This window comes from Streptomyces olindensis (assembly GCF_040645895.1).
In the GTDB taxonomy this organism is placed as follows: Bacteria; Actinomycetota; Actinomycetes; order Streptomycetales; family Streptomycetaceae; genus Streptomyces; species Streptomyces olindensis.
Genome location: NZ_JBEYZD010000032.1, coordinates 1 through 26,879 on the forward strand (window position 1 = coordinate 1; position 26,879 = coordinate 26,879).

General features: G+C 72.7%; 28 protein-coding genes. 17 read left to right on the forward strand and 11 right to left on the reverse strand.

Annotated elements, in window-relative coordinates; genetic code table 11:
• On the forward strand, window positions 1-1,757 hold a 1,757-nt coding region (katG, locus tag ABZ948_RS21235; RefSeq protein WP_359761728.1), incomplete at its 5' end, for a catalase/peroxidase HPI.
• Window positions 1,758-1,921: 164 nt separating this feature from the next.
• Complete coding sequence (locus ABZ948_RS21240) at window positions 1,922-2,707, forward strand: carbonic anhydrase (RefSeq protein ID WP_435857548.1); 786 nt, start codon at window positions 1,922-1,924, stop codon at window positions 2,705-2,707.
• A 46-nt stretch (window positions 2,708-2,753) separates the two neighbouring features.
• On the opposite strand, the gene ABZ948_RS21245 is transcribed toward ABZ948_RS21240, so the two are convergent.
• Both ABZ948_RS21245 and ABZ948_RS21250 read right to left on the reverse strand, forming a co-directional pair.
• Window positions 2,754-4,145, reverse strand: a complete 1,392-nt coding sequence (locus ABZ948_RS21245; RefSeq protein WP_359761730.1) for a Tat pathway signal sequence domain protein — start codon at window positions 4,143-4,145, stop codon at window positions 2,754-2,756.
• 117 nt (window positions 4,146-4,262) lie between these two features.
• Window positions 4,263-5,981 carry a VanW family protein gene (locus ABZ948_RS21250; RefSeq protein WP_359761732.1) on the reverse strand — a complete coding sequence of 573 codons (1,719 nt, stop codon included), beginning with the start codon at window positions 5,979-5,981 and terminating at the stop codon, window positions 4,263-4,265.
• Window positions 5,982-6,200: 219 nt separating this feature from the next.
• Between ABZ948_RS21250 and ABZ948_RS21255 the strand changes: the two genes are divergently transcribed.
• The 3 genes from ABZ948_RS21255 to ABZ948_RS21265 all read left to right on the forward strand — a co-directional run bounded on the left by ABZ948_RS21255 (window position 6,201) and on the right by ABZ948_RS21265 (window position 9,182).
• Complete coding sequence (locus ABZ948_RS21255) at window positions 6,201-7,469, forward strand: glycosyltransferase family 4 protein (protein WP_359761734.1); 1,269 nt, start codon at window positions 6,201-6,203, stop codon at window positions 7,467-7,469.
• Between the two features lie 53 nt (window positions 7,470-7,522).
• Window positions 7,523-8,359, forward strand: coding sequence for a transferase (locus tag ABZ948_RS21260; protein WP_435857557.1), 837 nt, complete (start codon window positions 7,523-7,525; stop codon window positions 8,357-8,359).
• A 160-nt stretch (window positions 8,360-8,519) separates the two neighbouring features.
• The gene (locus ABZ948_RS21265) at window positions 8,520-9,182 is read left to right on the forward strand and encodes a YceI family protein (protein WP_359761738.1); all 663 of its coding nucleotides are present in this window, start codon (window positions 8,520-8,522) and stop codon (window positions 9,180-9,182) included.
• A 10-nt stretch (window positions 9,183-9,192) separates the two neighbouring features.
• Here the strand turns inward: ABZ948_RS21265 and ABZ948_RS21270 are convergent, their stop codons facing one another.
• The 5 genes from ABZ948_RS21270 to ABZ948_RS21290 all read right to left on the reverse strand — a co-directional run bounded on the left by ABZ948_RS21270 (window position 9,193) and on the right by ABZ948_RS21290 (window position 13,398).
• Complete coding sequence (locus tag ABZ948_RS21270) at window positions 9,193-9,690, reverse strand: molybdenum cofactor biosysynthesis protein (protein WP_359761740.1); 498 nt, start codon at window positions 9,688-9,690, stop codon at window positions 9,193-9,195.
• 76 nt (window positions 9,691-9,766) lie between these two features.
• Window positions 9,767-10,777: an MASE1 domain-containing protein gene (locus ABZ948_RS21275; RefSeq protein WP_359761742.1), complete on the reverse strand. Its 1,011-nt coding sequence runs from the start codon at window positions 10,775-10,777 to the stop codon at window positions 9,767-9,769.
• A 50-nt stretch (window positions 10,778-10,827) separates the two neighbouring features.
• Window positions 10,828-11,658, reverse strand: coding sequence for a PP2C family protein-serine/threonine phosphatase (locus tag ABZ948_RS21280; RefSeq protein ID WP_359761744.1), 831 nt, complete (start codon window positions 11,656-11,658; stop codon window positions 10,828-10,830).
• Between the two features lie 104 nt (window positions 11,659-11,762).
• Entirely contained in the window at window positions 11,763-12,380 is a 618-nt protein-coding gene (locus tag ABZ948_RS21285) for a hypothetical protein (RefSeq protein ID WP_359761745.1), read from the reverse strand.
• 19 nt (window positions 12,381-12,399) lie between these two features.
• Complete coding sequence (locus ABZ948_RS21290) at window positions 12,400-13,398, reverse strand: inorganic phosphate transporter (RefSeq protein ID WP_359761747.1); 999 nt, start codon at window positions 13,396-13,398, stop codon at window positions 12,400-12,402.
• Between the two features lie 161 nt (window positions 13,399-13,559).
• Here ABZ948_RS21290 and ABZ948_RS21295 point away from each other — a divergent pair, with 161 nt between their 5' ends.
• The 9 genes from ABZ948_RS21295 to ABZ948_RS21335 all read left to right on the forward strand — a co-directional run bounded on the left by ABZ948_RS21295 (window position 13,560) and on the right by ABZ948_RS21335 (window position 22,091).
• Entirely contained in the window at window positions 13,560-14,159 is a 600-nt protein-coding gene (locus tag ABZ948_RS21295; protein ID WP_359761749.1) for a DUF998 domain-containing protein, read from the forward strand.
• Window positions 14,160-14,244: 85 nt separating this feature from the next.
• Window positions 14,245-16,479: a telomere-associated protein Tap gene (gene tap / locus ABZ948_RS21300; RefSeq protein ID WP_359761751.1), complete on the forward strand. Its 2,235-nt coding sequence runs from the start codon at window positions 14,245-14,247 to the stop codon at window positions 16,477-16,479.
• A 13-nt stretch (window positions 16,480-16,492) separates the two neighbouring features.
• On the forward strand, window positions 16,493-17,047 hold the full coding sequence (tpg, locus tag ABZ948_RS21305) for a telomere-protecting terminal protein Tpg (RefSeq protein WP_359761753.1): 555 nt from the start codon (window positions 16,493-16,495) through the stop codon (window positions 17,045-17,047).
• A gap of 4 nt (window positions 17,048-17,051) precedes the next feature.
• Window positions 17,052-17,321, forward strand: a complete 270-nt coding sequence (locus ABZ948_RS21310) for a hypothetical protein (protein WP_359761754.1) — start codon at window positions 17,052-17,054, stop codon at window positions 17,319-17,321.
• Window positions 17,322-17,380: 59 nt separating this feature from the next.
• The gene (locus ABZ948_RS21315) at window positions 17,381-17,545 is read left to right on the forward strand and encodes a hypothetical protein (RefSeq protein WP_359761756.1); all 165 of its coding nucleotides are present in this window, start codon (window positions 17,381-17,383) and stop codon (window positions 17,543-17,545) included.
• A 116-nt stretch (window positions 17,546-17,661) separates the two neighbouring features.
• The gene (locus tag ABZ948_RS21320; protein ID WP_031111561.1) at window positions 17,662-18,063 is read left to right on the forward strand and encodes a YciI family protein; all 402 of its coding nucleotides are present in this window, start codon (window positions 17,662-17,664) and stop codon (window positions 18,061-18,063) included.
• A gap of 13 nt (window positions 18,064-18,076) precedes the next feature.
• Complete coding sequence (locus tag ABZ948_RS21325) at window positions 18,077-19,309, forward strand: RNA polymerase sigma factor (RefSeq protein WP_359761758.1); 1,233 nt, start codon at window positions 18,077-18,079, stop codon at window positions 19,307-19,309.
• A 74-nt stretch (window positions 19,310-19,383) separates the two neighbouring features.
• Window positions 19,384-19,482 (forward strand): DUF952 domain-containing protein, encoded by a 99-nt coding sequence (locus ABZ948_RS21330; protein WP_359761760.1) that lies wholly within the window; start codon window positions 19,384-19,386, stop codon window positions 19,480-19,482.
• A gap of 410 nt (window positions 19,483-19,892) precedes the next feature.
• The gene (locus tag ABZ948_RS21335) at window positions 19,893-22,091 is read left to right on the forward strand and encodes a polyprenyl synthetase family protein (protein WP_359761761.1); all 2,199 of its coding nucleotides are present in this window, start codon (window positions 19,893-19,895) and stop codon (window positions 22,089-22,091) included.
• Window positions 22,092-22,139: 48 nt separating this feature from the next.
• On the opposite strand, the gene ABZ948_RS21340 is transcribed toward ABZ948_RS21335, so the two are convergent.
• Window positions 22,140-22,427 carry a hypothetical protein gene (locus ABZ948_RS21340; protein WP_359761762.1) on the reverse strand — a complete coding sequence of 96 codons (288 nt, stop codon included), beginning with the start codon at window positions 22,425-22,427 and terminating at the stop codon, window positions 22,140-22,142.
• Between the two features lie 243 nt (window positions 22,428-22,670).
• Window positions 22,671-23,093: an arsenate reductase ArsC gene (locus tag ABZ948_RS21345; protein WP_359761764.1), complete on the reverse strand. Its 423-nt coding sequence runs from the start codon at window positions 23,091-23,093 to the stop codon at window positions 22,671-22,673.
• Window positions 23,094-23,185: 92 nt separating this feature from the next.
• Between ABZ948_RS21345 and ABZ948_RS21350 the strand changes: the two genes are divergently transcribed.
• The 3 genes from ABZ948_RS21350 (at window position 23,186) to ABZ948_RS21360 (ending at window position 24,981) form a co-directional block, all read left to right on the forward strand.
• Window positions 23,186-23,494, forward strand: coding sequence for an ArsR/SmtB family transcription factor (locus tag ABZ948_RS21350; RefSeq protein WP_359761766.1), 309 nt, complete (start codon window positions 23,186-23,188; stop codon window positions 23,492-23,494).
• Entirely contained in the window at window positions 23,491-24,570 is a 1,080-nt protein-coding gene (gene arsB / locus ABZ948_RS21355; protein ID WP_359761768.1) for an ACR3 family arsenite efflux transporter, read from the forward strand. The genes ABZ948_RS21350 and arsB overlap by 4 nt, the downstream gene beginning before the upstream one ends.
• A 105-nt stretch (window positions 24,571-24,675) precedes the next feature.
• Entirely contained in the window at window positions 24,676-24,981 is a 306-nt protein-coding gene (locus ABZ948_RS21360; RefSeq protein ID WP_359761770.1) for an Rv3488 family transcriptional regulator, read from the forward strand.
• Window positions 24,982-25,042: 61 nt separating this feature from the next.
• On the opposite strand, the gene ABZ948_RS21365 is transcribed toward ABZ948_RS21360, so the two are convergent.
• Both ABZ948_RS21365 and ABZ948_RS21370 read right to left on the reverse strand, forming a co-directional pair.
• Complete coding sequence (locus ABZ948_RS21365; RefSeq protein WP_359761772.1) at window positions 25,043-26,317, reverse strand: APC family permease; 1,275 nt, start codon at window positions 26,315-26,317, stop codon at window positions 25,043-25,045.
• Window positions 26,318-26,466: 149 nt separating this feature from the next.
• Entirely contained in the window at window positions 26,467-26,847 is a 381-nt protein-coding gene (locus ABZ948_RS21370) for an ArsR/SmtB family transcription factor (protein ID WP_359761773.1), read from the reverse strand.
• Window positions 26,848-26,879: the final 32 nt, after the last annotated feature.

Here is a 26,879-nt window from a genome sequence, read left to right on the forward strand (position 1 = left end):
GCGTGCCGTACCTCGTGGACTCGCTCGGTCAGGTCGTCCAGCAGCCAGTCGAGCCCCTGGTTGTGCGCCATGATCCGATCTCCCCGTTTTCTCCCGGCGCGGACGTCTGGGAGTCCGAGGAGGACGTCTACTGGGGTCCCGAGACCACCTGGCTCGACGACAAGCGCTACACCGGCGACCGCGAGCTGGAGAACCCGCTCGGTGCGGTCCAGATGGGCCTCATCTACGTCAACCCCGAGGGCCCGAACGGCAACCCGGACCCGATCGCCGCGGCCCGCGACATCCGTGAAACGTTCCGCCGCATGGCGATGAACGACGAGGAGACCGTCGCCCTGATCGCCGGCGGCCACACCTTCGGCAAGACCCACGGCGCCGGCCCCGCCGACCACGTCGGCGCCGACCCCGAGGCCGCCTCCATGGAGGAGCAGGGCCTGGGCTGGAAGAGCACCTACGGCACGGGCAAGGGCGGCGACGCCATCACCTCCGGCCTGGAGGTCACCTGGACCGCCACGCCGACCCAGTGGAGCAACGGGTTCTTCAAGAACCTCTTCGAGTTCGAGTACGAGCTGGAGCAGAGCCCGGCCGGCGCCCACCAGTGGGTGGCGAAGGACGCCCCGGAGATCGTGCCGGACGCGCACGACTCCTCGAAGAAGCACCGCCCGAAGATGCTCACCACCGACCTGGCGCTGCGCTTCGACCCGATCTACGAGCCGATCTCCCGCCGGTTCTACGAGAACCCGCAGGAGTTCGCGGACGCCTTCGCCCGCGCCTGGTTCAAGCTGACCCACCGTGACATGGGCCCGAAGTCCCTGTACCTCGGCCCGGAGGTCCCGGAGGAGACGCTGATCTGGCAGGACCCGCTGCCGGAGCCCGAGGGCGAGCTCATCGACGCCGAGGACATCAAGACCCTCAAGACCAAGCTCCTGGAGTCGGGTCTGAGCGTCTCGCAGCTGGTGTCCACCGCGTGGGCCTCGGCCTCCACCTTCCGCGGCAGCGACAAGCGCGGCGGTGCCAACGGCGCCCGCATCCGCCTGGAGCCGCAGCGCGGCTGGGAGGTCAACGAGCCCGACGAGCTGGCCCAGGTCCTGCGCGTCCTGGAGGGCATCCAGCAGGACTTCAACTCCGGCGCCGGCGCCAAGAAGGTCTCCCTGGCCGACCTGATCGTCCTCGGTGGCTCCGCCGCCGTCGAGAAGGCCGCCAAGGAAGCCGGCTTCCAGGTGGAGGTCCCCTTCGCCGCGGGCCGTGTGGACGCGACGGAGGAGCACACCGACGCCGAGTCCTTCGAGGCGCTCGAGCCGACTTCCGACGGGTTCCGCAACTACCTGGGCAAGGGCAACCGCCTGCCGGCCGAGTACCTGCTGCTCGACAAGGCGAACCTGCTCACGCTGAGCGCCCCCGAGATGACCGTCCTGGTCGGCGGCCTGCGCGTGCTGGGCGCCAACTACCAGCAGTCCCAGCTCGGCGTGCTCACCACGACGCCCGGCTCGCTGACCAACGACTTCTTCGTGAACCTGCTCGACCTGGGCATCACGTGGAAGTCGACGTCCGAGGACCAGACCACGTTCGAGGGCCGCGACGCCGCCACCGGCGAGGTCAAGTGGGCCGGCTCCCGCGCCGACCTGGTCTTCGGCTCGAACTCCGAGCTGCGGGCCCTCGCCGAGGTCTACGCGAGCGACGACGCGAAGGAGAAGTTCGTCAAGGACTTCGTCGACGCGTGGGTCAAGGTCATGAACCTGGACCGGTTCGACCTGGTCTGATCACTCCCGCCTGACAGGACGCCCCGGGCCGGCCGGCCCGGGGCGTCCCGCGTCTCCTGAGGGATCGTCAAGTTCCGTTCAAGGTAAGAACATCACTTACCCAACTCTCACCATGAAACGGCAAGAACGGCGGCCGGGCCGGAAACCGGGCATACGTTCTGCTCGTGAACTCAGATTCCCCCTCCCACAGAGGCGCCGGCCGTGCACCGCACCCCTTCGCCGGTCCACGGCCGACCACCGGCGGCCCCGTCCGCCGCACCCTGCTGCGCACCGCGCTGACCGGGGCCGCAGCCCTCGGCGCGGGCGTCGGCACCGCCCGGCCGGCCACCGCCGCCCCCCACACCCCGGGCACCGCTGCTCCCCGGCCCGGCACCCCGGGCGAGGCCCTCGCGGAGCTGGCCGCGGGCAACCGCCGCTGGCGCGCCTACCGCGAACGCCACCCGCACGAAACCCCCGAGATCCGGCGGGCGTTGACGACGGCCCAGCACCCCTTCGCGGTCGTGCTCGGCTGCATCGACTCGCGCGTGCCCCCGGAGCTGGTCTTCGACCAGGGACTGGGCGACCTGATGACGGTCCGCACCGCCGGCGAGGTCCTCGACGAGGCCGTGCTCGGCAGCGTCGCCTACGGCGTCCTGGAGCTCGGCATACCCCTGGTCGTCGTCCTCGGGCACCAGTCGTGCGGCGCGGTCCGCGCCGCCGTCGAGGCCGAGGAGTCCGGCGGCCGTCTGCCCGCGCACATCCAGTACCTGGCCGACCAGATCAGCCCGGCCATCGACCACGGCAAGGAGGGGGACGCGCGGATCGACGCGACCGTGGACGCCAACGTCCGGCTCGTCCGCTCCCGGCTGGCCGCTGAGCCCGACCTCGCCGCCAAGGTCGACACCGGCCGGCTGGCGATCGTCGGTGCCCGCTACGAACTGACCAGCCAGGCCGTCCACCGCGTCGCCTGAGAACCCGCCCGGTCCGCCGCACACCACGGCGGACCGGGCCGACCCGTCACGCCTTGAGCGGGTTGTACCGCGCCACCGCCATCAGGTACCAGGCGGTCGCGCCCGTGTGCCGGTAGGGGTAGTAGCCGAAGCCGAACCCGGTGTCCAGCGGGCTGCTCGCGGACACCACGCCACAGCGCTCGGGCAGCGCCCCGCCGCCCACGGTCTGACCGGCGCCCAGCAGGTCCTGCGCCTTCTCGGCCGACGCGATCAGCCGCCGGGCGCGCGCCTCGTCCCCCGGCGCCCCGCGGTCCCGCAGGGCGAGCGCGAGGTGGGCCGTCCCCTCGAACCACACGCCGTTGCGGTCGGGCTTGGGCTGCCCCGCCGCGATCGGGGCGTCCTCGTCGGCGAGGAGGCTCGCCGAACTGAAGGTGACCCCCTCGTACGACTGCCCGGCGGGGACCGTGCTGTTCGTGCGGCCGGAGTGGTCCAGGACCGCCAGCTCGGCCGCGGCCCAGTCCAGCGAACGGGAGAAGCGGCGGGAGCCGAGCGCGAGATGGGTCCAGGTCTGGGCGTCCTCAGGAATCGGCGACTTGTTGACCGTCACACCGTCGTTGGTCCCGGTGTAGAAGAAGCCCCCGGACGGCTCCCACATGCGCCGCACGAACGCCTCGGCCCGCGCCCGCCGCTCCAGCCACACCCGGTCGCCGGTGAGCCGGGCGAGCCGGCCGAACAGGCAGACCAGGTCCGTGTTGTGCTCGGTCGAGGTGAACGGCAGCCGCTGGTTCGCCCCGTCCACCCCGAACTTGTAGCCGCCGAGCGGCTCGTCGGTCCGGCCGGTCCGCTCGATCCACTCGCCGATCCGCACGGCCCCCGTGAGGAAGCGGCGCGCTCCGGTGCGGCGGGCCAGGGCGCTCAGCGAGATACCCGCCCAGGCCATGTCGCCCACCGCCGTGCCGGTGAACCCGAACTGGGTACCGACGTTGACGGTGCCGTCCGGCCGTACGAAGCCGTCGGGCTGCGGCGAGCCGTCGTAGAAGGTGTACGGGCCGACGTTGTAGGCCTGCCGGAGCCTGCCGTCGTCGTACGCCGGGTCGTGGAGCTGGGCGTACAGCAGGGCGTCGCCCAGCGCCTCGGCCCTGGTCAGGCCGTTCGCGGTCCGGGCGGCGAGGTGCGCGAGGACGGCCAGGGCGTTGTCGTACGTGAACGCCGTGCTGAACAGTCCGGCCTGGTCGGTGTAGCTCTGGGTCAGACGGATGCCGCCCTGGTCGGGGTAGGCGTCCATGGCGGCGGCGAGGAAGGCGTGCCCCCGGTCCGGGGCCGAAGCGGGACGCGCCCCGGCCGGTCCGGCCGCCAGGGCCTGCCCCGAGCCGGCGGCGGTGAGCCCCGCGGCGCTGATGCCGAGTCCGGCCCCGATGAGCGAACGCCGGCTGAGCGCCGGGCCTTGTCTGCCAGTCATGGATCTCCCCTTGAGAGCGCTCTCAATCAGTGCGCGCTCATTGTGCTGGCGCCCCGATGCCGGGTCAACGCTCAGCTGGCAAAGGAGAGTTGCAGGGACAGGCGAACAGTGCGTGGCCTACTCGCACACGATCTCGTCACGCGGCGTGTAGTGCGTGCGGAACGGCTCCCGCTTCACTTCCCTGCCGTCGTTGTAGAAGACCCGCTCCACGGTGACGTCGAACCCTTCGAGCGGCGTCTGCGGCACGCACTCCTTGTCGTCGCTCACCTTCTTCTCGGGCTTCTTCACCTCGGTGCGGGGGCCCTTGACCGACTTGATCTCGTCGTACTTCCGGGTGCCGAGGAAGGAGACCGTCACGGAGGTGTCCGTGGACTCGGCCTGGATGTAGATCGCCTTGCCGGAGTCGTTGGTGAACCTCAGGTCCAGGCTGCCCCAGGCGACCGTCGCCTCGCGGCCCTCGGGGTACCGCTCGATGTAGAAGGAGTGCGCGCCGTGCTCCACGGGCTTGACCCCCGCGAAGAACAGCGCGTTGTACACCGTCGTCGCCACGGCCGAGACACCGCCGCCGGACGCCTTCTGGAACTTGTCGTCGAGGATGATGATGCCCTCGACGAAGCCGTTCTCCTCGGTGCGCTCCCCGACGGTCCGGTTGAAGCTCCACGTCTCGTCCGGCCTGACGAGGGAGCCGTTGATGAGTTCCACCGCCCGGCCGATGTTCCTGGTGCGGTACTCGGCGGGTTCGAAGTGGACGGTGAAGGAGGACATCTTCTCCGTCAGGCCCAGCTCCGCGGCGTTCTCGCGGGTCACCTCGGGCTGGATCGTGCGCACCTCCACCTCGCCGCGGCGGTCGGCACCCGACCGGGTGAGCAGCGGAAGCACCGCCTTGCCCAGCGCCTTGTCGGTGACCTCCCGGCCGGGTACGGCGTCCTCGGTGACCACGGCCCTGTCGCCGTCCGGCCGCAGCCTGGCGTTCTCGGCCGTGGTGGTCACCCCGTCCAGGGGGCCGGCGACGGCGGGGGCGGCGCGCAGCCCCTTCGCGTCGAGCTCCGGTCTCAGTGCGCCGTTGCCGTCCGGCCGCATGGCCAGGTGCTCGCCCAGCACCTTGGGGCCGACCGTGAACCGCTTGCCGGCCGCGGTGAGCGTGACGGGCGCCGACACGGCCGGCTCCGCGAACGTCCGCACCGCCCGCCGGACCTCGTCGGCCGTGACCTTCGGCCGCGTCTCGCGCGCGGGCAGGGGAGTGACCGCGTCGGCGTCACCGCGCAGGAAGGAGGCGCGCAGGGGAGCCACCGCGGCGTCCGCGTCGAGCGCGTGACCCGTGCGCGGCGCGACCTGCGTCACCCGCCCGTCCTCGAAGCCGACGGCGCCGTCCCGGACCTTCTGGTCGAGGTCCTTCGCCAGCCGCCCGAGAGCGGCCCGGGCCTTGCCCTCGTCGACGCGTACGACCGGCTCGACGGCGCCGCCCGAGCGGAAGAACCCCTCGAACACGCTGAGCGGGTCGTTGCCGGTGCGCGCCGCCCGGTCGACGGTCTCCCGGACGTCGTAGGAGAGCCCGGCGCGCCGCGGATCGACCGTGCCCGTCCGGTCGCCGACCTTCACCGTGAGCTCCCGGGAGGCGGCCGCGTCCAGCCGCCGCTCCAGCTTCCGCACCGCCTCCGCGCGGCTCAGCCCCCCGATCTCCACGCCGCGCACGGTCGTACCGGAGTCGATCTCCCCGCCCGTGAGCAGCAGCCCGGCCAGATACAGACCGCCGACCCCGACGGCGAGCGCGCCACCGGCCAGGGCGAGGGGCGGGAGGGACGTGATGCGCGGGACGGAGGCTATTCGGGGGCGCATGGGTCTCCTGGAGATCGAATACGAGGGTGCACCCGATGACGCGACGCTGCTGCGGGCAAACACATCAAGCTATGCACATCCGGGCGGCAAACCGGTATGTCCCAGACCACTTATGTCCGAGATCACGCCCGGACCGGCCGGACGGCCCGCCCTTCGTGGCACGGCCACAGAGTGGTAACGGCGAACAACTGTCCGGTGGTTGGCGCCGTCTAGGCCACCATGAAGATCTCTTTCCTGATCCACAACGCCTACGGAATCGGAGGCACCATCACCACCACGTTCAACCTGGCGGGAGCCCTCGCCGAACGGCACGACGTGGAGATCGTCTCCGCGTTGCGCCACCGGGAACACCCGACCCTGACCCCGGACCCCCGGGTGCGACTACGGGCCCTGGTGGACCTGCGCAAGGAGGCCGACCACCCGCTGCACGGCAGACCGGCGAAGATCTTCCCGCCCGCCGAGTACCGCCACCGCCAGTACAGCGAGCTGACCGACCAGCGCATCGGCGCGTGCCTGGAGGCGCTCGACGCCGACGTCGTCATCGGCACCCGCCCCGGGCTCAACGTGCACATCGCCCGCCAGGCCCCGCGTCACGTCCTGCGCGTCGGCCAGGAGCACCTCACGCTCGACAACCACCCGCCGCGGCTGCGCACCGCACTGCGCCGCGCTTACCGCGACCTCGACGTCGTCACCACCGTGACGGAGGCGGACGCCGCCGCCTACCGGCGCAAGATGTGGCTGCCCGGCGTCCACGTGGAGGCCCTCCCGAACAGCGTCCCCGACCCCGCCCTGCCCCCCGCGGACGGCGACGCCAGGATCGTCGTCGCCGCCGGCCGGCTGGTCCCCGTGAAGCGCTACGACCTGCTCATCGAGGCGTTCGCCCAGGTCGCCGCCGCGTTCCCGGACTGGCAGCTGCGCATCTACGGCAAGGGCGACGAGGAGCCCAGGCTGCGGCAGCTCGTCGAACGGCTCGGCCTGTGGAACAACGTCTTCCTCATGGGGGCCGCCACCCCCATGGAGGCGGAGTGGGCCAAGGCCTCGATCGGCGCGGCCGCGTCCGACTTCGAGCCGTTCGGCATGACGATCGTCGAGGCGATGCGCTGCGGACTGCCCGTCGTGAGCACCGACTGCCCGTACGGCCCCGGCGAGATCATCCAGGACGGAACCGACGGCCGGCTGGTGCCGGTCGGCGACCGCGACGCCCTCGCCTCGGCCCTGCTGGAGCTCGTCGGCGACGACGAACGCCGCCGCCGCATGGGCCGCGCGGCCCTGGAGAACGCGCGCCGCTACGCCCCCGGCCCCGTCGTCGCCCACGCCGAACGCATCCTCGACGAGGCCGCGACGGCCAGGACCACAGGCCGACGGCCCGCCCCTGCGCGGGAGAACCGGACCGGCGGCCCGCTGACCGGCCGAGGCCACGCCGCCCGCGACGCGGCCCACGCCCTGGCGAGCGGCGTACTGCGCCGGATCCGCGAGGCACGGCGATGAGCGCGCCGGAACGGACGACCATGACGACGACGAGCACGCCGGAAGGCACCACGATGGGCACGCCGCACGACACCCAGCCGCGCACCGACTGCGCGATCGACCCGGACGGCCGGATCACCTTCCGCCTCCCGCCGGTCCCCACCGCCCGCCCCCGGCTGCTCCTGCGGCTGCGCCCCAAGAAGGGCCGCCCCGAGACGCACCGCCACCTCCTCGACCTGGCGCCGGACCCCACCGGGACCCACCTGCACGCCGTACTGGAGCCGGACCCGGCCCTCGCCGAAGGCCGCTGGGACGTCTACCTCCTGCCGGAACCGGAAGCCGAACGCCGGCGGCTGCGCCCGGGCCTGCGGGACCTGCGCGCCCTCGTCGACGGGCACCTGCGCGACCGGTCCGCGCCGGTCGCCGTCCGGATCCCGTACGCCACGAAGGACGGCTTCCTCGCCCTGCGGGCCTGGCTGCGCACCGCCCACGCCGAGGCCCGCGCCATCGACGTCACGGACCGGGCGATGACGGTCACCGCCCGCCTGCACGGCGCCGGACTCCGCGAGGACGCCACCGTGCGCCTGCGCCTGCGCGGCACCGACACCGTACGGTGCCTCCGCCCGCGGATCGACGACGACGCCAAGGGCTTCTCCTTCACCGCCGGACCCGAGGACCTGGCGGCCGACGGCGAGGGTGCGGACCGGATCTGGGACGCCTTCGTCCGGCCCACCGCCGACGCCGCGCCGGTCAGGATCGGCCGCCTGCTCGACGACGTCGCGGACCGCAAGCACGTGTACGTCTACCCGGCGGTCACCCGGAACGGATCCTCCCTGCGCCCCTACTACACCGTCGACAACGACCTCGCGATCGAAGAGAAGAAGCCGCATTCCCCGAAATGCCCGAAATGAAAATCCATGGGGCTTCGGATGGTTATTTCGGTGGCGGGAAGCGACAGCCATGTGTGGATTCTGTGCAAAGCGGCGGCAAAAAGGTCAGGCGCTCGACTTCAACGGCCGCAAACCGGAAGGGGACTTGCGGCAATAACCAAACTCAAGTACTAGATGAATCATGAACCTGTTCAGCCGCGTCGTGCCGTCCCGCCGGCAGGCGCCGACCGTCCCCCCACAGCGCCCCGGCGGCGCACCGGCTTCCTCCACCGCCGTGCTGACGGACCCCAGCCTGGCGAATCTCACCGGTGAATGGGTCGTCGACCCCGCGCACAGCAGGATCGGCTTCTCCGTCCGGCACGCCATGGTGACCACCGTGCGCGGTTGTTTCCTGGAGTACGAAAGCCGGCTCTACTTCGACGCGTACGATCCCACCCGGTCGCGGGCCGACATCACCCTGTTCACCTCCAGCGTCGACACCGGAGTGGAACAGCGTGACGCCCATCTGGTCGGCCGCGACTTCCTCGACGCGGCCACCTATCCGCGGATGCGCTTCACCAGCACGGCGGTGGAACACACGGGCACCGACCTCTACCGCATGTCGGGGGAGCTCACCATCAAAGGAATATCCCGCCCCGTCGTACTGGACATGACCTACATCGGACACGTCACCGACCCCTTCGGCTACGACCGGGTCGGTTTCGACGGCACCACCACCATCAACCGCTCCGACTGGGGCCTGACCTACAACAGCAGGCTGGCCGAGGGAGGCGCGATGGTGAGCGAGAAGGTGCGCCTGCAGCTCGACATCGCCGCCATCCGCACGACACCGTCCTCCGGCTGACGGAGGCGCCTCAGGACACGGACCCGGCCCCGGCCACGACACGGAACGTCGCCGGGCCGACCGTGAGCACCCCGTCGCTCAGGGGCGTGCACCGCACACCGCCCCGGCCGCGCAGGGCCCGGTGGGCGCCCGGGCCGATGGTCACGTCCATCCAGGCGCAGGGCCGGGCGGGGCGGTTCACCGCGAACACCACGGGCCCGGTGCCGCAGTCGAGGGCGATCGTCGCGCCGACGTACGCGTCGATGTCGACACCCCTGAGCAGGACGTTCCGGCGGGTGTGCCGGAGGTCGGCGCCCGGGGGCAGGCCCTCCGAGGCCATCATGGTGACCGCCGCGTTCCGGTGGGCGGGCCGGGCGTAGTAGCGGTCGCCGACGAGTCCCAGGTCCCGGCGTACCTCCACCCGGGGGACACGCTCGTCGGACGGGCCGGGGGAGGGGCCGTCCGACGGCCGTCCGGCCAGCCGGTGCGCGGGCGACACCAGCAGTTCCAGCACCTCCACCTCGGTCATGGCGCCACCCTACGGCGCGGCGACCGCGCCGGGCCGTGCGCCCGTCGGCCCGGCCGGCGCGAGATGCCCCGGCCCGTCACTCGTCCCGCCTGCGCCCGACCCTCTCGTCCGCCGGCGGGGTCCGGCCGTCCGCCGCCTCGCCCGCGGTCAGGTGCTCCAGCACCTCCACCAGTTCCTGGCACGCCCGTTCCACGGAGCGCCGCGTGTTGATCTGCTCGGTGATCACGGCCGACAGGATCAGGGCGGTCAGGGCCATCGCCCCGTTGAAGGCCTGCAGCTTGATCATCACCTCCACCCTGGTCAGCCGTTCGAACGGCCCGGACCGGTCGGTCGCCGCCACCGTCGCCATGACCGAGGCGAACAGGGCGCACAGCATGCTGCCCGCCAGTTGGAAACGCAGCGCCGCCCAGATCAGCAGGGGATAGACGAGGAACAGCAGGCTGACCGAGCTGTGCGCGGCCAGCGGAACGACACAGCACGCGATCAGCGCCAGGCCCGACGCCTCCTTCCAGCGCGACAGCCGCAGCGGCAGGCGCACCCGGTACAGCAGGAGCATGACCGGCGTGACGATCAGGACGCCCATCGCGTCCCCCACCCACCAGGCCAGCCACACCGCCCAGAAGCTCGGCCAGTCGAGCCGGCCCGTGCCGATCAGGAGGCCGGCGCCCACGGTCGCGCTGATCAGCATGGCGGTGAACGCGCCGAGGAACACCAGGGCCAGACCGTCCCGCAGTCGCGCCAGGTCGGTGCGGAAACCGGCCCGGCGCAGCAGCAGGTACCCGACGATCGGCGCGGCCGTGTTGCCGGCCAGGACGCCGAACGCCGAGGGCCGCAGGGAGGTGAGGGACAGGATGACGAGGAAGGCGCCCAGGGCGATCCCCGGCCAGCAGCGCAGCCCGAAGATCAGCAGGAAGGCGACCGAGACGCCGGTGGGGGGCCAGACGGGCGTGACGACCGCGCCCTCGACGACCAGTTCCCGCAACAGGCCCAACTGCCCCGACACGTAATAGCAGGCCGCGACGGCCAGCGTCTGCAGAGCGAGGACGACCGGCGTGCGCAGATCCTGGCTACCCACCACAGCAGCCATGAGACACCGGGGCCGCCGCGTCGGCGAGGCGGGAGCGCGGCCCTGCGGCCCTATGGCTGAGCTTCGGGGCCGTCGAGTCCGACCACCAGGACGGCGGCGTCGTCCTCGTGCCCGACCCGCTCGGCGCCCTTGATGACGGCGGCCGCGAGCGCGTCCACGTCCATGCCCGCCACCGCCGCGATGCCCGCGAGCCGGGTCACCTGGTCCAGGCCCTCCTCGAGCCGCATCGACGGCCCCTCCACGACACCGTCCGTGAGCAGGACGAACACGCCGCCCGTGGTGAGCTCGTAACGGGTCACCGGGTACGGCGTCCCGGCCTGGATCCCCAGGGGCGGGCCGCCCTCGTCCTCGGTGACGCCGGACTTCCCGTCGGCGGTGGCCCAGACGCAGGGCAGATGCCCGGCCCGCGCGCTCTCCAGCACGCCGGCGCACGGGTCGAGCCGCATGTAGGTGCAGGTGGCGAACAGGTCGGAGCCCAGCGACAGCAGCAGGTCGTTGGTCCGGGCCAGGACCTCGCCCGGCTCGCTGGTGACGGAGGCCAGGGCCCGCAGCCCCGCCCGCACCTGCCCCATGAAGGCGGCCGCCTCGATGTTGTGGCCCTGGACGTCACCGATGGACAGCCCGATCCGGCCGTCGCCGAGCGTGAAGGCGTCGTACCAGTCGCCGCCCACGTTGAGGCCCTGGCACGCGGGCGTGTACCGCACGGCCAGATGCAGCCGCCGGGCGACGGGCAGGTCCCTCGGGAGCATGCCGCGCTGCAGCGCGATGGCCAGCTCGAGGCGGGACCGCTGCATCTCGGCCTGCGCGCGCGCCTGCGCCGTCAGGGCTCCGAGCCTGGTCAGCAGTTCGTCGCCGTCGTCCGTGGTGCCGGTGCGGAACATGGATCACTCCGGCGAGGATGGCCACGGTCGGTGACGATCCTCGAAGGCAAATCATCCAATTTACGTCCATAGGATGATACTCAGCGGAAGGGGTCGGCGACGACTCACGCGGTCCGGTCACACCGGACCTCCCGGGCCGCCACCCGCGTGCCCCCGCCCCGGGCGTCCGCCACGGCCTGCCGCAGCAGCCGGGTGAGCCGCTGATCGGCGTCGGGCGCGGCGCACAGCACCCGGAGCGCGTGCTCGAGGCAGCGCCGCCCGGGCCCGCGCCACCACAGCACATCGGCGACGCGTCCCGGCAGCCCGCCCGCCGGGGCCTGGGCGAGCCGCTCGGCCCGACGGCGGCACGCGCGGCTCTCCCGCGCCAGACGCCGGGAGGCGGGCCGCGTCGGACGGGCCGCGTCGACGACCGCGCCGACGAGCAGCGGCGCGTACGCCCGGCCCTCGGGGCGGGCATCGGCCAGGTCGGCGGCCAGCGGCCACAGGGCGAGCCGGGCGGCGTCCGACACGCTGTCGTTGACCGCCCGCGCCAGCGCCGCGAGCGCCGGGTGCGTACCGGCCGGGCTGTCGGTGAACCGGCCGGTGGCCAGCAGGGCGGCGGCCTCCATCAGACAGGCACCGTCGTCGGGGTGCAGATGGGCGAAGCGCCCGGGCATCGGAAGCCCGTCCGGAGCGACGGCACGGGACCGCTCGGGCGACGGGCGCGGAGGGAAGGCGATCATCGACGGCCTCCGGCTGGGTTCACAGGCCGGTGACGGCGTGCAGGAGCAGGTACATCGCGGCGGCGGGGATCCCCGCGCCGGGGAACGTGAGGATCCAGGCGGTCACGATGGAACGGGCCACCTGCCAGCGTACGGCCGAGGCGCGCTTCGTGGCACCGGCACCCAGGATGGCCGCGGTGATCGTCTGCGTGGTGGAGATGGGCGCCTTCACGAGGAACGCCGTGGTGTACAGGACGGCCGCGGCGGCGGTCTCCGCGGCGAACCCGCGCGGCGGGTCGAGGTGCACGATGCGCCGTCCGAGGGTGGTGATGATGCGGCGGCCTCCGCTGTAGGTCCCGGCGGCCATCGCGGCCGCCACCGCGACGATCACCCACACCGGGACGGAGAAGTCGTCCTGCCACCCCGCCGTGACCAGGGCGAGCACGATGACGCCCATGGTCTTCTGCGCGTCCTGCAGCCCGTGGCCCAGCCCCATGCCGGCGGCGGAGACCGTCTGCGCCATGCGGAACCGGCGCGTGGTGGCCCGGGGCGAGGCGCGGCGGAAGGTCCACAGGATGAGCGTGTGCAGCGTGTATCCGAGAGCCACGCCGACCAGCGGGGACAACAGCATCGGCAGCAGGACCTTGTCCACGATGCCGGACCAGTGCACCGTGGCGGAGGCGGCGAGCGCGGCGCCGACCAGCCCGCCGATCAGGGCGTGCGAGGACGAGGTCGGCAGCCCCCGCCACCAGGTGAAGACGTTCCACCCGATGGCGCCGATGAGCGCGCACAGGACCAGCAGCAGGCCCGACACCTCCTCGGGCGCGCCGATGATGCCGCTGCCCACGGTCTGGGCGACACCGGTCCCGAGGAAGGCGCCGCAGAAGTTCATCACCGCGGCCATCGCCAGAGCCACCCGCGGCGTCAGCGCCCGGGTGGAGATCGAGGTGGCGATCGCGTTCGCGGCGTCGTGGAAGCCGTTGGTGAAGTCGAACGTCAGCCCCACGATGATGATGAGCACCACCAGAGTGAGCTCCATGACCGGTCACCTTTCGCCGCGCGCCCGCACGGTTCCATCGTGCGCCCGGCAGCCGGACGGGGGCTGGGCGACTACGCCACGCGGGGCCAACCCGCGCCGGGAACCCGGCGACCGGCCCGCCCGCACGACCAGGAGCGAATGACCCGCTTTACGGTGTCCTGGTGCGATCTGTTCCCACCTGGGCCCTGGTGTCGTCGGGGTGTGCGCCTGTCGTCCTGATCATGGGCTGGCTGGTGGCCGCGTCCTTACAGGGCCCGGCCTACGACCCGGCCGCCCAGACGATCAGCGTCCTGGCGGCGCCCGGAGGCTCGGGCTACTGGGTGATGACAGCCGCGTTCATCGCCCTGGGCGTCTGCCACCTGCTCACCGCCTGGGGGCTGCGCCCGGCCGCGACCGCCGGACGGGTGGCCCTCGCGGCCGGCGGCGGCTCGGCACTGGCAGTGGCCCTGGTCCCGGCCCCGAGCAGCGGCGGCTCCCTCAGCCACGGCTCGGTGGCCGCCGTCGGCTTCGTCCTCCTGGCCGCCTGGCCCGTCCTGGCCGCCCGGACCAGCGGCACCGTGCCCTGGGCCCTGCGGCCCCTGCCCTCCCTCGGCGCGACCGCGGTGATGGCCCTCGGCGCGGCGTGGTTCCTGATCGAGCTGCACCAGCGGGGCGCCCCGGGGGCCGCCGAGCGCGCCGTGACGACGATCCAGTCGGTCTGGCCGTTCGTGGTCGTCCTCTCCTGCTTCCAGAGATCGGCCCCCGAGGGGAATCCGGCGTGATCGGTGCGGTGTAGGTGCGGTGTAGGGGCGTGTTTCGTACGCGATACGTGCGCTTCGCGATACGGTGCCGGGCAGGAGGTACTGCATGTCCGAGCTGTTCGACGCGGTCGACGCGCTGGTCGCTTCCCGTTCCCCCCTGCCGCCGCCGGCGGAGCGCAAGCGCCTGCGGCAGGCGCACGGGCTGACGCTCGACGAGGTGGCCACGGCCCTGCGGGTGCGGCGCGCGACACTCAGCGGCTGGGAAGCCGGCAAGACCGAACCGCGCCCGCCGGAGCGTGACGCGTACGCCCGCCTGCTGGAACAGCTGGGCCGGCTCTACCCCGCCGGCCCCGACACGGCCGCTCCCGGACCGGACGCGGCTGCTCCCGTACCGGACGCGGCTGCTCCCGCACCCGAGGCGGCCGCTCCCGCACCGGACACGGCCGCTCCTGCACCGGACACGGCCGGCACGCCCTCCGACGCGCAGGACGCCCCACCGGCACGGGAGCAGGCGGTGGTCCCCGGGGCACGCCCGTCCGTCCCGCCACCGGCGACGCGGCGCCGAGACGCCGAGCGGACGGCGCGGCCGAGCCCCCCGCAGCCCGGCACCGACCGGTTCGCGAACGGGCCGCTGCTGGTCCTGGACGCGGACTCCGAACGCCGGGTGACCGGCTACGGCGTCGGCGGCCTGATGCTGGACGTCCCCGCCAAGTCGCTGCCCGCCCTGGTGGAATGGACACTGACCGAAGCGCGCCTGGGTGCCCCGCGGCTGCACGGCAGCGGCAAGGACGCCGACCCGCTGCTGGTGCTTACCGAGTCCGCGTTGCGGCGCTACGGCCTGCCGGTGCGCCTGTCGGAGCAGGAGCGGCTCGCCGGGCGGCTCCCGGACGGCCACAAGGCCGTCAAGCAGCTCCACAAGGCCGACTGGCAGCTGACCCAGCGCGGCTTCGGCCCCTGGGCCCGGGTCTACCGCCCCGCGGAGGGCCGCCTGCGGCAGTGCGTGCAGGTGTGCGTCCCCTCCTGGAACGCGCTCGACCCCCGCACCTGGGGCGGGGCCGCACAGCTCGAACCGGCGGAACTGGCCCGCGTGCTGGGCGCCTACGCGGTGCGGGTGATGACCCCGCGGGGCTCGGCGGCCGTCACGGGCCTGGAGCTGATGACGGCGATGAACCCGCCGACACGCGCCGGCGAGCCGGACGAGTCCGGCCGGCGGCACAAGGAGCACCGCCCCGGCTCGCTGGGGGAGCGGCCGATCGACTGCGCCCCCTGCGAAGCCCCCGACGGCCATCCGCTGCTCGCGCACCTGCCCCGCTTCCACCAGCGCGGTCCGCGGGAGATGCTGCTGGAGGAGGCCTACGACTGGGCGCGGCAGCTGACCGACGACGAGTGCATGCGGCGCCACCTCGTCGGCATCGACGTCAACCTCGCGTTCGGGGCCGCCGCCAACGGCGCGGTGGTCGGCCTGGCCACCCCGCCCGTGCACGTCACCCGCCCCGCCTTCGACCCGACGCTGCCGGGCTCCTGGCTCGTCGACCTCTCCCACGTCGACCTCTCGCGGGTACAGGTGGGCAAGCGGTGGCAGCAGGTGCGCGGCGAGCTGCTGCCCAACCCGTTCACCCCGACGGGCGAACAGCCCTCGGGACCGGCCTGGTACGCGACGCCGACGGTCGCCTACGCGGTGGAACTGGGCTACGACGTCCAACCCGTCGAGGCCTGGGTCCGCGAGGAGAAGGGCAGGTTCCTCGACGGCTGGTACAAGCGGCTGCGCGACGCCTACGTCGAGACGATGAGCGACCTGGGCGTGGGCGAGAAACTGCCGCCCGCGGAGTTCCTGGAGGCCATGGACGGCCACCGGCAGCGCGATCCGGAGATGGCCATGGTCCTGGACGCGGTCAAGTCGACCGTGAAGGGCGGTATCGGCAAACTCCGGGAGAGGGCGCGCGGCGGCGGCTGGAAGCCGGGGCAGCCCTGGCCGGCCCTGTCCCGGCCGACGTGGCGCCCCGACATCCGCGCCACCGTCATCTCCCGGGCCCGCGTCAACATGCACCGCAAGATGCTCAACCTGGCCGCCGCCACCGGCCGTTACCCCGTGGCGGTACTCTCCGACTGCGCCGTCTACGCCGCCGACGGCCCGTCCCCGCTGGACGTGCTGCCCTACGGCGCCGACGGCAGGACGGTTCCCGGCTCCTTCCGGATCGGGGTGTCGCCCGGCATGGTCAAGCACGAGGGCACGCAGACCACGCTGTGGGCGGAGGAAGTGCGCGAGAAGTACGGCGAGGACCTCAACCTCGCGCGCTACATCAAGACGGGCGAGGTCGCCGCCGGGGACGACGGAGAGTAGAGGGGGAGGACCGGTGGACAGGGTCGGCGACGGTCTGGACGCCGCGCTGCGGAAGGCGTTCACACGCCCCGTCCCGCGCAGCGCGGGAGCGCGGATGCGGTTCCTGGTGCGGCAGTTGAAGGGCACCGGGCCCGTGGCGGAGCTGCTCGGCGTCACCCGGCGTACGGTCGAGCGGTACGTCCGGGACCAGATCAGACACCCCCGCCCCGAGCTGGCGCAGCGCCTGGAACGCGAGGTCGTCGCGCGGTGGCAGCCCAGGGTCAGGGCCCAGGCCAGACGGGCCGCCGCGACCACGGCCGGCATCGTCCTCGACACCCGGGCCCGCTTCGGCTACACCGCCGCCCCCGGCAGCACCGACGACGCCCGCCTGCGCCACCTCACCGTGGCCCTGCCCCCCGAGTACGCCGCCCGCCTGTTCGACACGCAGGAATCCGGCGGTACGGAACAGCAACTGCGGGACATCGCGGCGGAGGGCCTCCAGGAGATCTACTTCAAGGACCGCGGCCGCCGCGCCCAGGGCCTGCTGGTGGAGTTCACCGACGTGGAGCACCTCGAGTTCGACCTGTGAGTGCGTGTTTTCTGAACTCGGCAGTGCACCGCGACCTAGTGCGGGCGAAGAACCGCAGGCCACACTTGGGTGTCCCGTCCTCGGCATCGACCCGCGCATCGGCAGCGGCGCCGACCAGGCCGCCACCCTCCTGCGCGCCGCCGAGAAGATCAACGAGACCCGCACCGACGTCGCCCTGAACCTCATCACCCGCTCCCTGGGCGATCGCCCCATTCAGGGCGCCCGGGTCACCGTGGGGCGTCGTACGCCGCATCGAAGAACTGCGCCTAGCTGACGCGGGTAGTCGCTCACCTGTCGGCCCGGGCTATACCGCAATATCCTGTCGAGCAGGTCGTGCGCCGGCACAAGACCCTGGGCGTGTTCGTGCCCCTGTGGCGTCCCAGCCCGTGCAAGAACTCCGAGTGCCAGGCGTACGAGGCGGAAGAGGCCGAGTCGGAGCCTGTCCTCACGACGGAGAGCGGACCGGCGGTCGACAGGGCCAAGCAGCGGGACGCCTGACGATCTTCCCGCGAGCGTGAAAAATTTCCGCGAGCGTGTAGAGAAGCGCGGGCCGGCTCCGACGTCCCCTGTGAGAGCCGCCCACCACGGGCGGCCCGAGCCGAAGGAGCGGACTCATGAAGTACCTGGTGATGGTGCAGGGCACGCAGGCGGACTACGAGGCCCAGGCCGGCAAGCCCGCCGCCGGTCTCCCGGCCTGGAGCGACAAGGACATGGAGGCGATGTTCCAGCACATGGGGGCGATCAACGACGACCTCGCCGAGACAGGCGAGTTCATCGATGCCCAGGGGCTGGCCGAGCCTGCCAGGACCCGCCTCGTCAGCGCCGACGCGGACGGCAAGCCCGTGATCACCGACGGGCCGTACGGTGAGACCAAGGAAGTGATCGCCGGTTACTGGCTCCTGGAGTGCGAGAGCCTGGAGCGGGTCACGGAGATCGCCGCGCGGGTCACCCAGTGCCCCGTTCCCGAGGGAGCGAACACGTACCCCGTCGTCATCCGGCCGCTCGGCGAAGTGTGAGCAGGGGAGACGTTTGAGACGTACGAGCGAGGTCGAGGACCTGCTGCGCCTGCACGCGCCGCAGGTCCTCGGCGCGCTTGTACGCCGGTACGGGCACTTCGACGCCGCCGAGGACGCCGTACAGGAGGCGCTGCTGGCAGCGGCCGGGCAGTGGCCCGAGTCGGGGGTCCCGGACAATCCGCGGGGCTGGCTGATCAGGGTCGCCTCGCGGCGGCTCACGGACGCGCTGCGCAGTGATCAGGCGCGGCGGCTGCGTGAGGAGAAGGCGGCGGCGCTCACACCGCGCGACGCCTTCACCGCGCCGCCGCCCGGGCCCGATCGCGCGCCCTCCGAGGACGACACGCTGACCCTGCTCTTCCTCTGCTGCCACCCGGATCTGCCCCCGCCCGCCCAGATCGCGCTGACGCTGCGGGCCGTCGGCGGTCTGACGGCGGCCGAGATCGCCCGCGCGTATCTGGTGCCGGAGGCGACGATGGCTCAGCGGATCAGCCGGGCCAAGCAGCGGGTGAAGGGCACGCGTTTCAGCCGCCCCGATCACTGGGAGGAGCGGCTGCCCGCCGTCCTCCATACGCTCTACCTGATCTTCAACGAGGGCTACACGGCCACCTCCGGAGCCTTCCTGCAGCGGGCCGAACTCGCGGGCGAAGCCATCCGGCTGGCCCGTATGGTGCACCGCCTGCTGCCCGGCGACTGTGAGGTCACCGGCCTGCTCGCCCTGATGCTCCTCACCGACGCCCGCCGCGCCGCGCGGACCGGGGCGGGCGGCGAACTGATCCCCCTCGGCGAGCAGAACCGCGGGCTGTGGGACAAGGCGGCGATCGAGGAGGGCGTGGCCCTGGTGACCTGGGCTCTGTCCCAACGCCGCCCCGGCCCGTACCAGTTGAGGGCCGCGATCGCCGCCGTCCACGACGAGGCGGACTCGCCCGACAGCACCGACTGGCCCGAGATCCTCGGCCTCTACGACGTCCTCGTCCACCTTGTCCCCGGCCCTGTCGAACGCCTCAACCGTGCCGTGGCCATCGCCATGGTCCACGGGCCGAAGGCTGGCTTGGCCGAACTGGACGCGCTCGCACCGGAGTTGACCACAGGCCACCGCCTGGACTCGGTCCGCGCCCACCTCCTGGAACGCGCCGGCGACCCCGAGGCTGCCCGAGCCGCCTACGAGTCAGCCGCCGCCAAGACCCTGAGCCTCCCCGAACAGCGCTACCTCCGGGCCCGTGCGGCCCGCCTCGGCACCATCACTTGACGTGCCGCTCATGCCCGAGCTGACGCACATCACCGAACGCTCCCTCCGGGACGCGGCCCACGGGCACGGACGAGATGCCGACGCGTGGCCGCACTCTCCAGGAGGAGGGCTTCATCCATTGCTCCACCCGCGCCCGGCTCCCGCGCGTGGCGGCCTTCCTGGACGGCTCGTAAGAGAGCCCGGATGACCTCAGGGGCCTGGTCATCGCCCCGGAACGGCTCGGCGTGCCGGTGAGGTACGAGGCCCGGAGCCGGGCGGCGAGGAGTTGTATCTACGGGCCGATACCTAGGGCCCGGGCGGCGGCGTCCTGGATGTCGAGCGCGTCGAGCAGGGGCTGGACGTTCACTGTTCATCCAGCGCCCACAGCCCCCGCACGCGCCGTCGGGAACGACGCACGCCCGCCGACGCCCCGACCGCGATGCATCGCCGGTCCACACGGTCGCGTGCCGGCGACCGTCCCTGCTTCCCGCGCCCCTGGCGCGCGCCCCCGCGTTCCGCCGACTGTCGGTCCTGCCGTTCGGGCGCCGTGTGCGGGGACCGGCTCGGGCGAGCAGGACGCTGGGAGATCGCTGGAGGAACCGGCATGGGAACTGCCACCGCCGACCTTCGCCTGACCGAGCGGCTGGTCGACGAGTTGCGGACCTTGCCCGCCCTGGCCGGTGAGGCGCCGCGGATCGCCGAGGCCGCCGGGCACGCGCTGCTCCCGGCCGGGAAACTGCTGCGGCCACTGCTGCTGGTGCACAGCGCCGCCGTGGTGGGCGGCGACATCGCGCAGATCATGCCCGCCGCCGCGGGTCTCGAGTGCGCGCACGTGGGCAGCCTCGTGCACGACGACCTCGTCGACGGCGACGACCTCCGCCGCGGCCGTGCGGCCGTGCACGGCAAGTTCGGCTTCCCCACGGCGCTCGTGACCGGCAACGCCTTGTTCTTCGCCTGGTTCGAGGCGCTGGGCAGGTGCGTGGAGCGTGGCGTGCCGCACCGACGGGTCGTGACGGCGATGCGGATCCAGGCCGAGACGGGCCGGCAGGTCTGTGAGGGAGCCGCCCTGGAGGTCGCGATGGCCGGGAGCCTCGTCACGCCGGTGTCCGAGTACCTGGAGATGGTGCGGTTGAAGACGGCGGTCGTCACCGCGGCCGCCTGCCGAATCGGTGCCGTGCTCGCCGGCGCGACCCGGCCCCGGGCGGCGACGCTCGGCGCCTTCGGGGAGGCCGTCGGCCTGGCCTTCCAGATACGGGACGACCTCCTGCCCTACGCCGACGAGCGGGCGGCGGCCGGGAAACCGGCCGACAGCGATCTGCGCAACCTGCGGCCCACCCTGCCGGTCCTGCTGGCCCGCGACCGGGCGACGGCCGTCCAACGGGCCGCCCTGGCCGAGGCGTTCGCCGCGCTGCCGGACGCCGGCGCACGCCGGCGTGTCAGGACCCTGGTCGAGCGGACGGGCGCGCTCGCGGACGCCGACCGACATGCCCGCGAGTGGACGGCACAGGCCCTCGGCCACCTGCACCGGCTCCCCGCGACCCCGCACCGCCAGGCCCTGCGACAGCTCACCGAGGATGCCCTCAGGCCACCGGCCCGGCGCCGTCCCGCCGCCGGACGCACGGCCGCCCGGACATCTGCGCTCTCACCTCCACCACCGACTCAGGGAAGACCCATGCCGCACGCCCGGACCCCCGCCCCCGAACAGCACACCGCGACCAGCGCCCCCGAGCAGCACACCGCGACCAGCGCCCTGCCGACGGACGACCTCGCCCTGTTCTGCCCCGTACCGCTCGTCCGGCACGAGGCCCCCGGCGAGACCATCGACCGGGCCGGAGCGGAGTGGGCCGTCGGCCATGGCCTGTGCGCCGCCGACGCCACGGTGGTGCGCTCGGGCATCGGCGGGCTGCTGGCAGCGGGCATGCCCTTCGTGACGACACGAGCGGCAGGCGTGATGTCCCGCTACACCTACTGGGCGCTCCTTCTCGACGACCACCTCGACACCCTCACAGCCCACCCGGCGCAGGCGATCGCCCTCGTCGGCGAGGCCAACCGCGTCATGTACGAACCGGCCGCCGCCCCCGTGCCCGCCGACAACCCGTGGCTCACCTCACTGCGCGACCTGCGCGGCATGCTGGACGACTGCCTGGGACCCGAGGGCATGAACACCTTCCGCTCGGAGCACAGCCACTGGCTCGGCGGCCAGCTGTGGAAGCTGGCGGCGTGGCACCGCGCCGAACCGCCCGGCGTCGGCGAGTACCTGAGGCTGAGGTGGCAGAAGTCCGGCGCCGCGACGCTCGCCGCCTGCACCCCGCCGGGCTCCGGCTACTCCCTGTCCGCCGCCGACTTCTACGACCCCAAGGTGCGTGCCTTCACTTCCGCGCTCTTCCAGGCGTGCACGATCGTCAACGACCTGGTCGGCATGGCGAAGGAAGCCGCGACCGGCGAGCGCGGCATCAACATCTTCTCCACCCTCGCCGCCGAACACGGCCTCGATCCCCTCGCGGCCCTGCTGAAGGCCGGTGAGCTGTACGAGCGTGTCGTCCTGGTGATGCTCCGCCTCCAGCAGGAGCTGCTCGCCGACCCCCGCCCCTCCGTCGCCCGGTACGCCGCCGAACTCCCGCAGTGGCTGCCGGCCACCATCGACTTCACCGCCACCAGCGCCCGCTACCTCAGCGAGCACAAGCCCGGCCTCGCGGCGGTCCCGAAGGTGACCACCACCCCGAAGCCGGTCCTCTGGGACCCCGCGGACCTCACACCGCCTCCGTACCCGGACATCGCCTGGTGGTGGCGACTGCTCGACTGACGGAGTCGCACCGGCCGGTGGCCGGGAGGAACCCGGTGGTGGGGCGGCTCAGGCGAGGGGACCGAGGACGAGGTAGCCGTCCAGGCGGGACACCAGGCCGGTGTCCGGGTCGGGCGGGAGGGCGTGCCCGAGGCCGTTCGCGCGGACTGCGCCGATCCACTGGTCGTGCTGGTGCTCGTGGTTGAACAGGGCGACGAGCAGGTGGCGGGCGACGACGGTGAGCTGGTCCGGCGCGGCGACGCGGCCGCCGGCGATGTCGTCCGCACGCCCATCTACGAGGAGTTCTTCCCCAAGGCGGACATGGACTCCGCGCTCGACGGCTTCAACTCCTTCCACCCCCTCGGCCGGACGGGCACCCCCGACGACGTCGCCGCGACCGCGGCCCTCCTGCTGTCGGACCAGACGGACTGCGTCACCCGCGCCGTCTGGGACGCGACGTCGGCGTCATGGCCGGACGCGACTGACCGCCCACTCCCTCAAGGCACGGGCCGGCATGTCCGAGGAAGGGGACGACCGGCCGGGGCGCAGCGCGGTTCCGTGCCGGTTCGGCCGGCGGCGGTCGGCCGCATCCCGCAGTCGTCAGGTGCCTCGCAGGCCGTCGATCTCGGCGATCAGCGCCTCGACGCGGGCCTTGATCTCGTCGCGGATCGGACGGACGGCCTCCACGCCCTTGCCCGCCGGGTCCTCCAGGGCCCAGTCGAGGTACTTCCTGCCGGGGAAGACCGGGCAGGCGTCGCCGCAGCCCATGGTGATGACGTAGTCGGACGCCCGGACCGCCTCCGGGGTCAGGACCTTCGGCCTGGCCTCGGAGATGTCGATGCCGACCTCCTTCATGGCCTCCACGGCGGAAGGGTTGACCCGGTCACCCGGGACGGAACCGGCGGAGCGGACCTCGACCCGGTCGCCCGCGAGACGGTCGAGGAATCCGGCGGCCATCTGGGAGCGTCCGGCGTTGTGGACGCACACGAACAGCACCGAGGCGAGCGGGCTGGAGGAGGACATCGGTTCATCCTTCGTGACGGCGGTGCGAACAGGTCGACGATCAGATCAGCCCCGGCTGTTATCAGCCCTGGGTGATGTGAAACTATCAGCCCATGATGACGTCAGTCGACGCTGACCTGATCCGGGTACTGGCCGACCCGCTCAGGCTCCGGATCGTGACCCTGCTCGCCCAAGAGACGCTGTGCACCACCCACCTGGTGGAGGAGACCGGCTCGAAGCAGACCAACCTCTCCAACCACCTGAGAGTGCTGCGCGAGGCCGGGGTCGTCGAGACCGAGCCCTGCGGCCGCTACACGTACTACAAGCTGCGCCCGGACGTCATCGCCCGACTTGCCGGACAGCTCGGCGATTTGGCCGAGTCCGCCCGTGCCGCCGCCGACGCCAAGAGGGCCTGCCCGTGACCCGCGCCGAAGCCGCCGCGACCACGGACGAGCCCTCGATCGTCGCCAAGCTGTCGACCCTCGACCGCTTCCTCGCCGTCTGGATCCTCCTCGCCATGGTCCTGGGCCTGGGCCTCGGGCGTGCCGTGCCCGGCCTGGACGACGCCCTGGCCGCGGTCGAGGTCGGCGGCATCTCCCTCCCGATCGCCGTCGGCCTGCTGATCATGATGTACCCGGTCCTCGCCAAGGTCCGCTACGACAGACTCGACGCGGTCACCGGCGACCGGAAGCTGATGGTCTCGTCGCTGGTCGTCAACTGGCTGATCGGCCCGGCGGTGATGTTCGCGCTGGCGTGGATCTTCCTGCCGGACCTGCCCGAGTACCGCACCGGCCTGATCATCGTCGGCCTGGCCCGCTGCATCGCCATGGTCATCATCTGGAACAACCTGGCCTGCGGCGACCGAGAGGCCGCCGCCGTCCTGGTGGCGCTGAACTCGCTCTTCCAGGTCCTCGCGTTCGGCCTGCTCGGCTGGTTCTACCTGGACCTGCTGCCCGGCTGGCTGAACCTGGGCGGCGGCGAGCACCTCGACATCTCCACGGGGAAGATCGCCCTGAACGTCGCCGTCTTCCTCGGCGTCCCGCTGCTCGCCGGGTTCCTCACCCGCCGCGTCGGCGAGCGGAAGCTGGGCCGCGAGACGTACGAGACGCGCTTCCTGCCGACGATCGGCCCGTGGGCCCTGTACGGACTGCTGTTCACGATCGTCCTCCTCTTCGCCCTGCAAGGGCGGACGATCACCTCGCAGCCGCTGGACGTGGCCCGCATCGCCCTGCCCCTCCTGGTCTACTTCGCGCTGATGTGGTTCGGCACGTTCGCCCTCGGCAAGACCATCGGCCTGGCCTACGACCGCACCGCCACGCTCGCCTTCACGGCCGCGGGCAACAACTTCGAGCTGGCCATCGCGGTCGCCATCGCCACCTTCGGCGTCACCTCCGGCCAGGCACTCTCCGGAGTCGTCGGCCCGCTGATCGAGGTGCCGGTACTGGTGGCGCTGGTGTACGTGTCCCTGGCCTGGCGCCGGAAGTTCGCCCCCGTCTAGCCCGGGACGCGAGGACGTGCCCGTCCTCCGGACGCCCCGGCCGGGCTAGGATCGGTTCCCGATATCGGTTGCGTCACTGTCCGGCGGGCGCGGAGGTGGGTCGGGGTGCGGGAGTTCCAGCGGGGGGCGGTGCGGCTGCACATCCTCCACCACGCGGCCGAGGGGGAGATCCACGGAGCGTGGATGTCCGAGGAGTTGGCGTCGCACGGCTACCGGATCAGCCCGGGCACCCTCTACCCGACGCTGCACCGGCTGGAGGCGGACGGGCTGCTGGTCTCCGAGCAGCGGGTGGTCGACGGCCGTACCCGCCGCGTCTACAAGGCGACCGAAGCCGGGAGGCAGGCCCTGGCCGAGGATCGCCGGGCGCTCAGGGAACTCGCCCGCGAGGTCCTCGGCGAGGAAGCCCCGTAGCGGGCGGCGCCGAGGGAGAGGGCACCGCCCGCACGTGCCGGCGAAGCCGTGATCGATACGCCTAGGAGCTTCGGGCGGCCACCGTACGACGCACTCCGTACACGGCGGCGCCCAGCGCCAGCACCGCCGCCCCCGAGATCACCGAGGCCGACGGCAGGGCGAACGCCAGGACGAGGCAGCCGGCCAGGCCCACGACGGGAATGACCCGGGCCGGACGGCCCTCGTCCGGGGTCAGGGTCCAGGCGGAGGCGTTGGCGACGGCGTAGTAGGCCAGCACGCCGAAGGAGGAGAAGCCGATCGCCCCGCGCAGGTCCCCGGTGGCGGCGAGCACCGCCACCACCGCCCCGACCGCGAGTTCGGCGCGGTGCGGCACCTTGAACGTCGGGTGGACCGCCGCCAGGGCGTGCGGCAGGTGCCGGTCGCGGGCCATGGCGAGCGTGGTGCGGGAGACGCCCAGGATCAGCGCGAGCAGCGAACCGAGCGCCGCCACGGCCGCGCCGACGCGCACGACCGGCACGAGCCAGTCGGCCCCCGCCGCCCGGGCCGCGTCCGACAGGGGCGCCGTGGCCTTCGCCAGTCCGTCCGCGCCGAGGACCGTCAGCACGGCGACGGCGACGACGGCGTAGACGACCAGGGTGATGCCCAGCGCGACCGGGATCGCCCGGGGGATGGTGCGCGCCGGGTCACGGACCTCCTCGCCGAGCGTGGCGATCCGCGCGTATCCGGCGAAGGCGAAGAACAGCAGGCCCGCGGCCTGCAGCACTCCGCCCGCGGTCGCGTCGTCGCCGATGTCCAGCCGCGCCGCGTCCGAGGCGCCGGACGTCAGGGCGGCGACCACCACGGCGGCGAGCACCGCCACCACCACGGCCACGATCACCCGTGTCAGCACGGCGGACTTCTGCACCCCGGCATAGTTCACCGCGGTCAGCGCCACCACCGCCGCGACCGCCACCGCGTGGGCCTGGCCCGGCCACACGTACGAACCGACCGTGAGCGCCATCGCCGCGCAGGAGGCGGTCTTGCCGACGACGAACGCCCATCCGGCCAGGTAGCCCCAGAACTCCCCGAGCCGCTCCCGCCCGTAGACATAGGTGCCACCGGAGGCCGGGTAACGGGCGGCGAGCCGGGCGGAGGAGGTGGCGTTGCAGTACGCGACCACCGCCGCCAGCGCCAGACCGATCAGCAGACCCGAACCGGCCGCGTGCGCCGCCGGGGCGAGCGCGGCGAAGATGCCCGCCCCGATCATCGACCCCAGCCCGATCACGACCGCGTCCGGGACGCCCAGTCGCCGGCGCAACTCGTCCGGCAGTCCGGCGGCGGTGGACGGCTTGCCCATGACCTACTCCCTCAGCGGCCCGGCCGCACGTGACGGCTTCCGATATCGGCAGACGATACGTGACTCCGCCACGGCACAGGAGAGGCGAGGTGACCGGCAGATCGACAGCGGGTGAAGGGCCTGTGGTGGCGGGTGCCGCGCTGTGGGCGTCAGACGGCCGGTGAGGCGGCCAGCAGCCTGCCCATGGCGGCGAGAACCGAGGGCTCGACCCGGTAGTAGACCCAGGTCCCGCGGCGTTCGGAGGTCAGCAGGCCGGCCTCCTTGAGCTTCTTCAGGTGGTGGGAGACGGTCGGCTGGGAGACGCCCACGTCGGAGATGTCGCACACGCACGCCTCGCCGCCCTCGTGCGAGGCGATCGCCGAGAACAGCCGCAGCCGCACCGGATCGCCCAGCGCCTTGAACATCCGCGCGGCCGTCTCCGCCTCCTCGGCGTTCATCGGACGTTCCGTGAGCGGCGGGCAGCACGGCGCCGCACCTTGACCGTCCTGTCCGTCGGAGTCGAGCAGCGGCAGCGCCTTCGTATTCGACATCTGTCTATGTTGACGCATGTCGAAGCAGATGT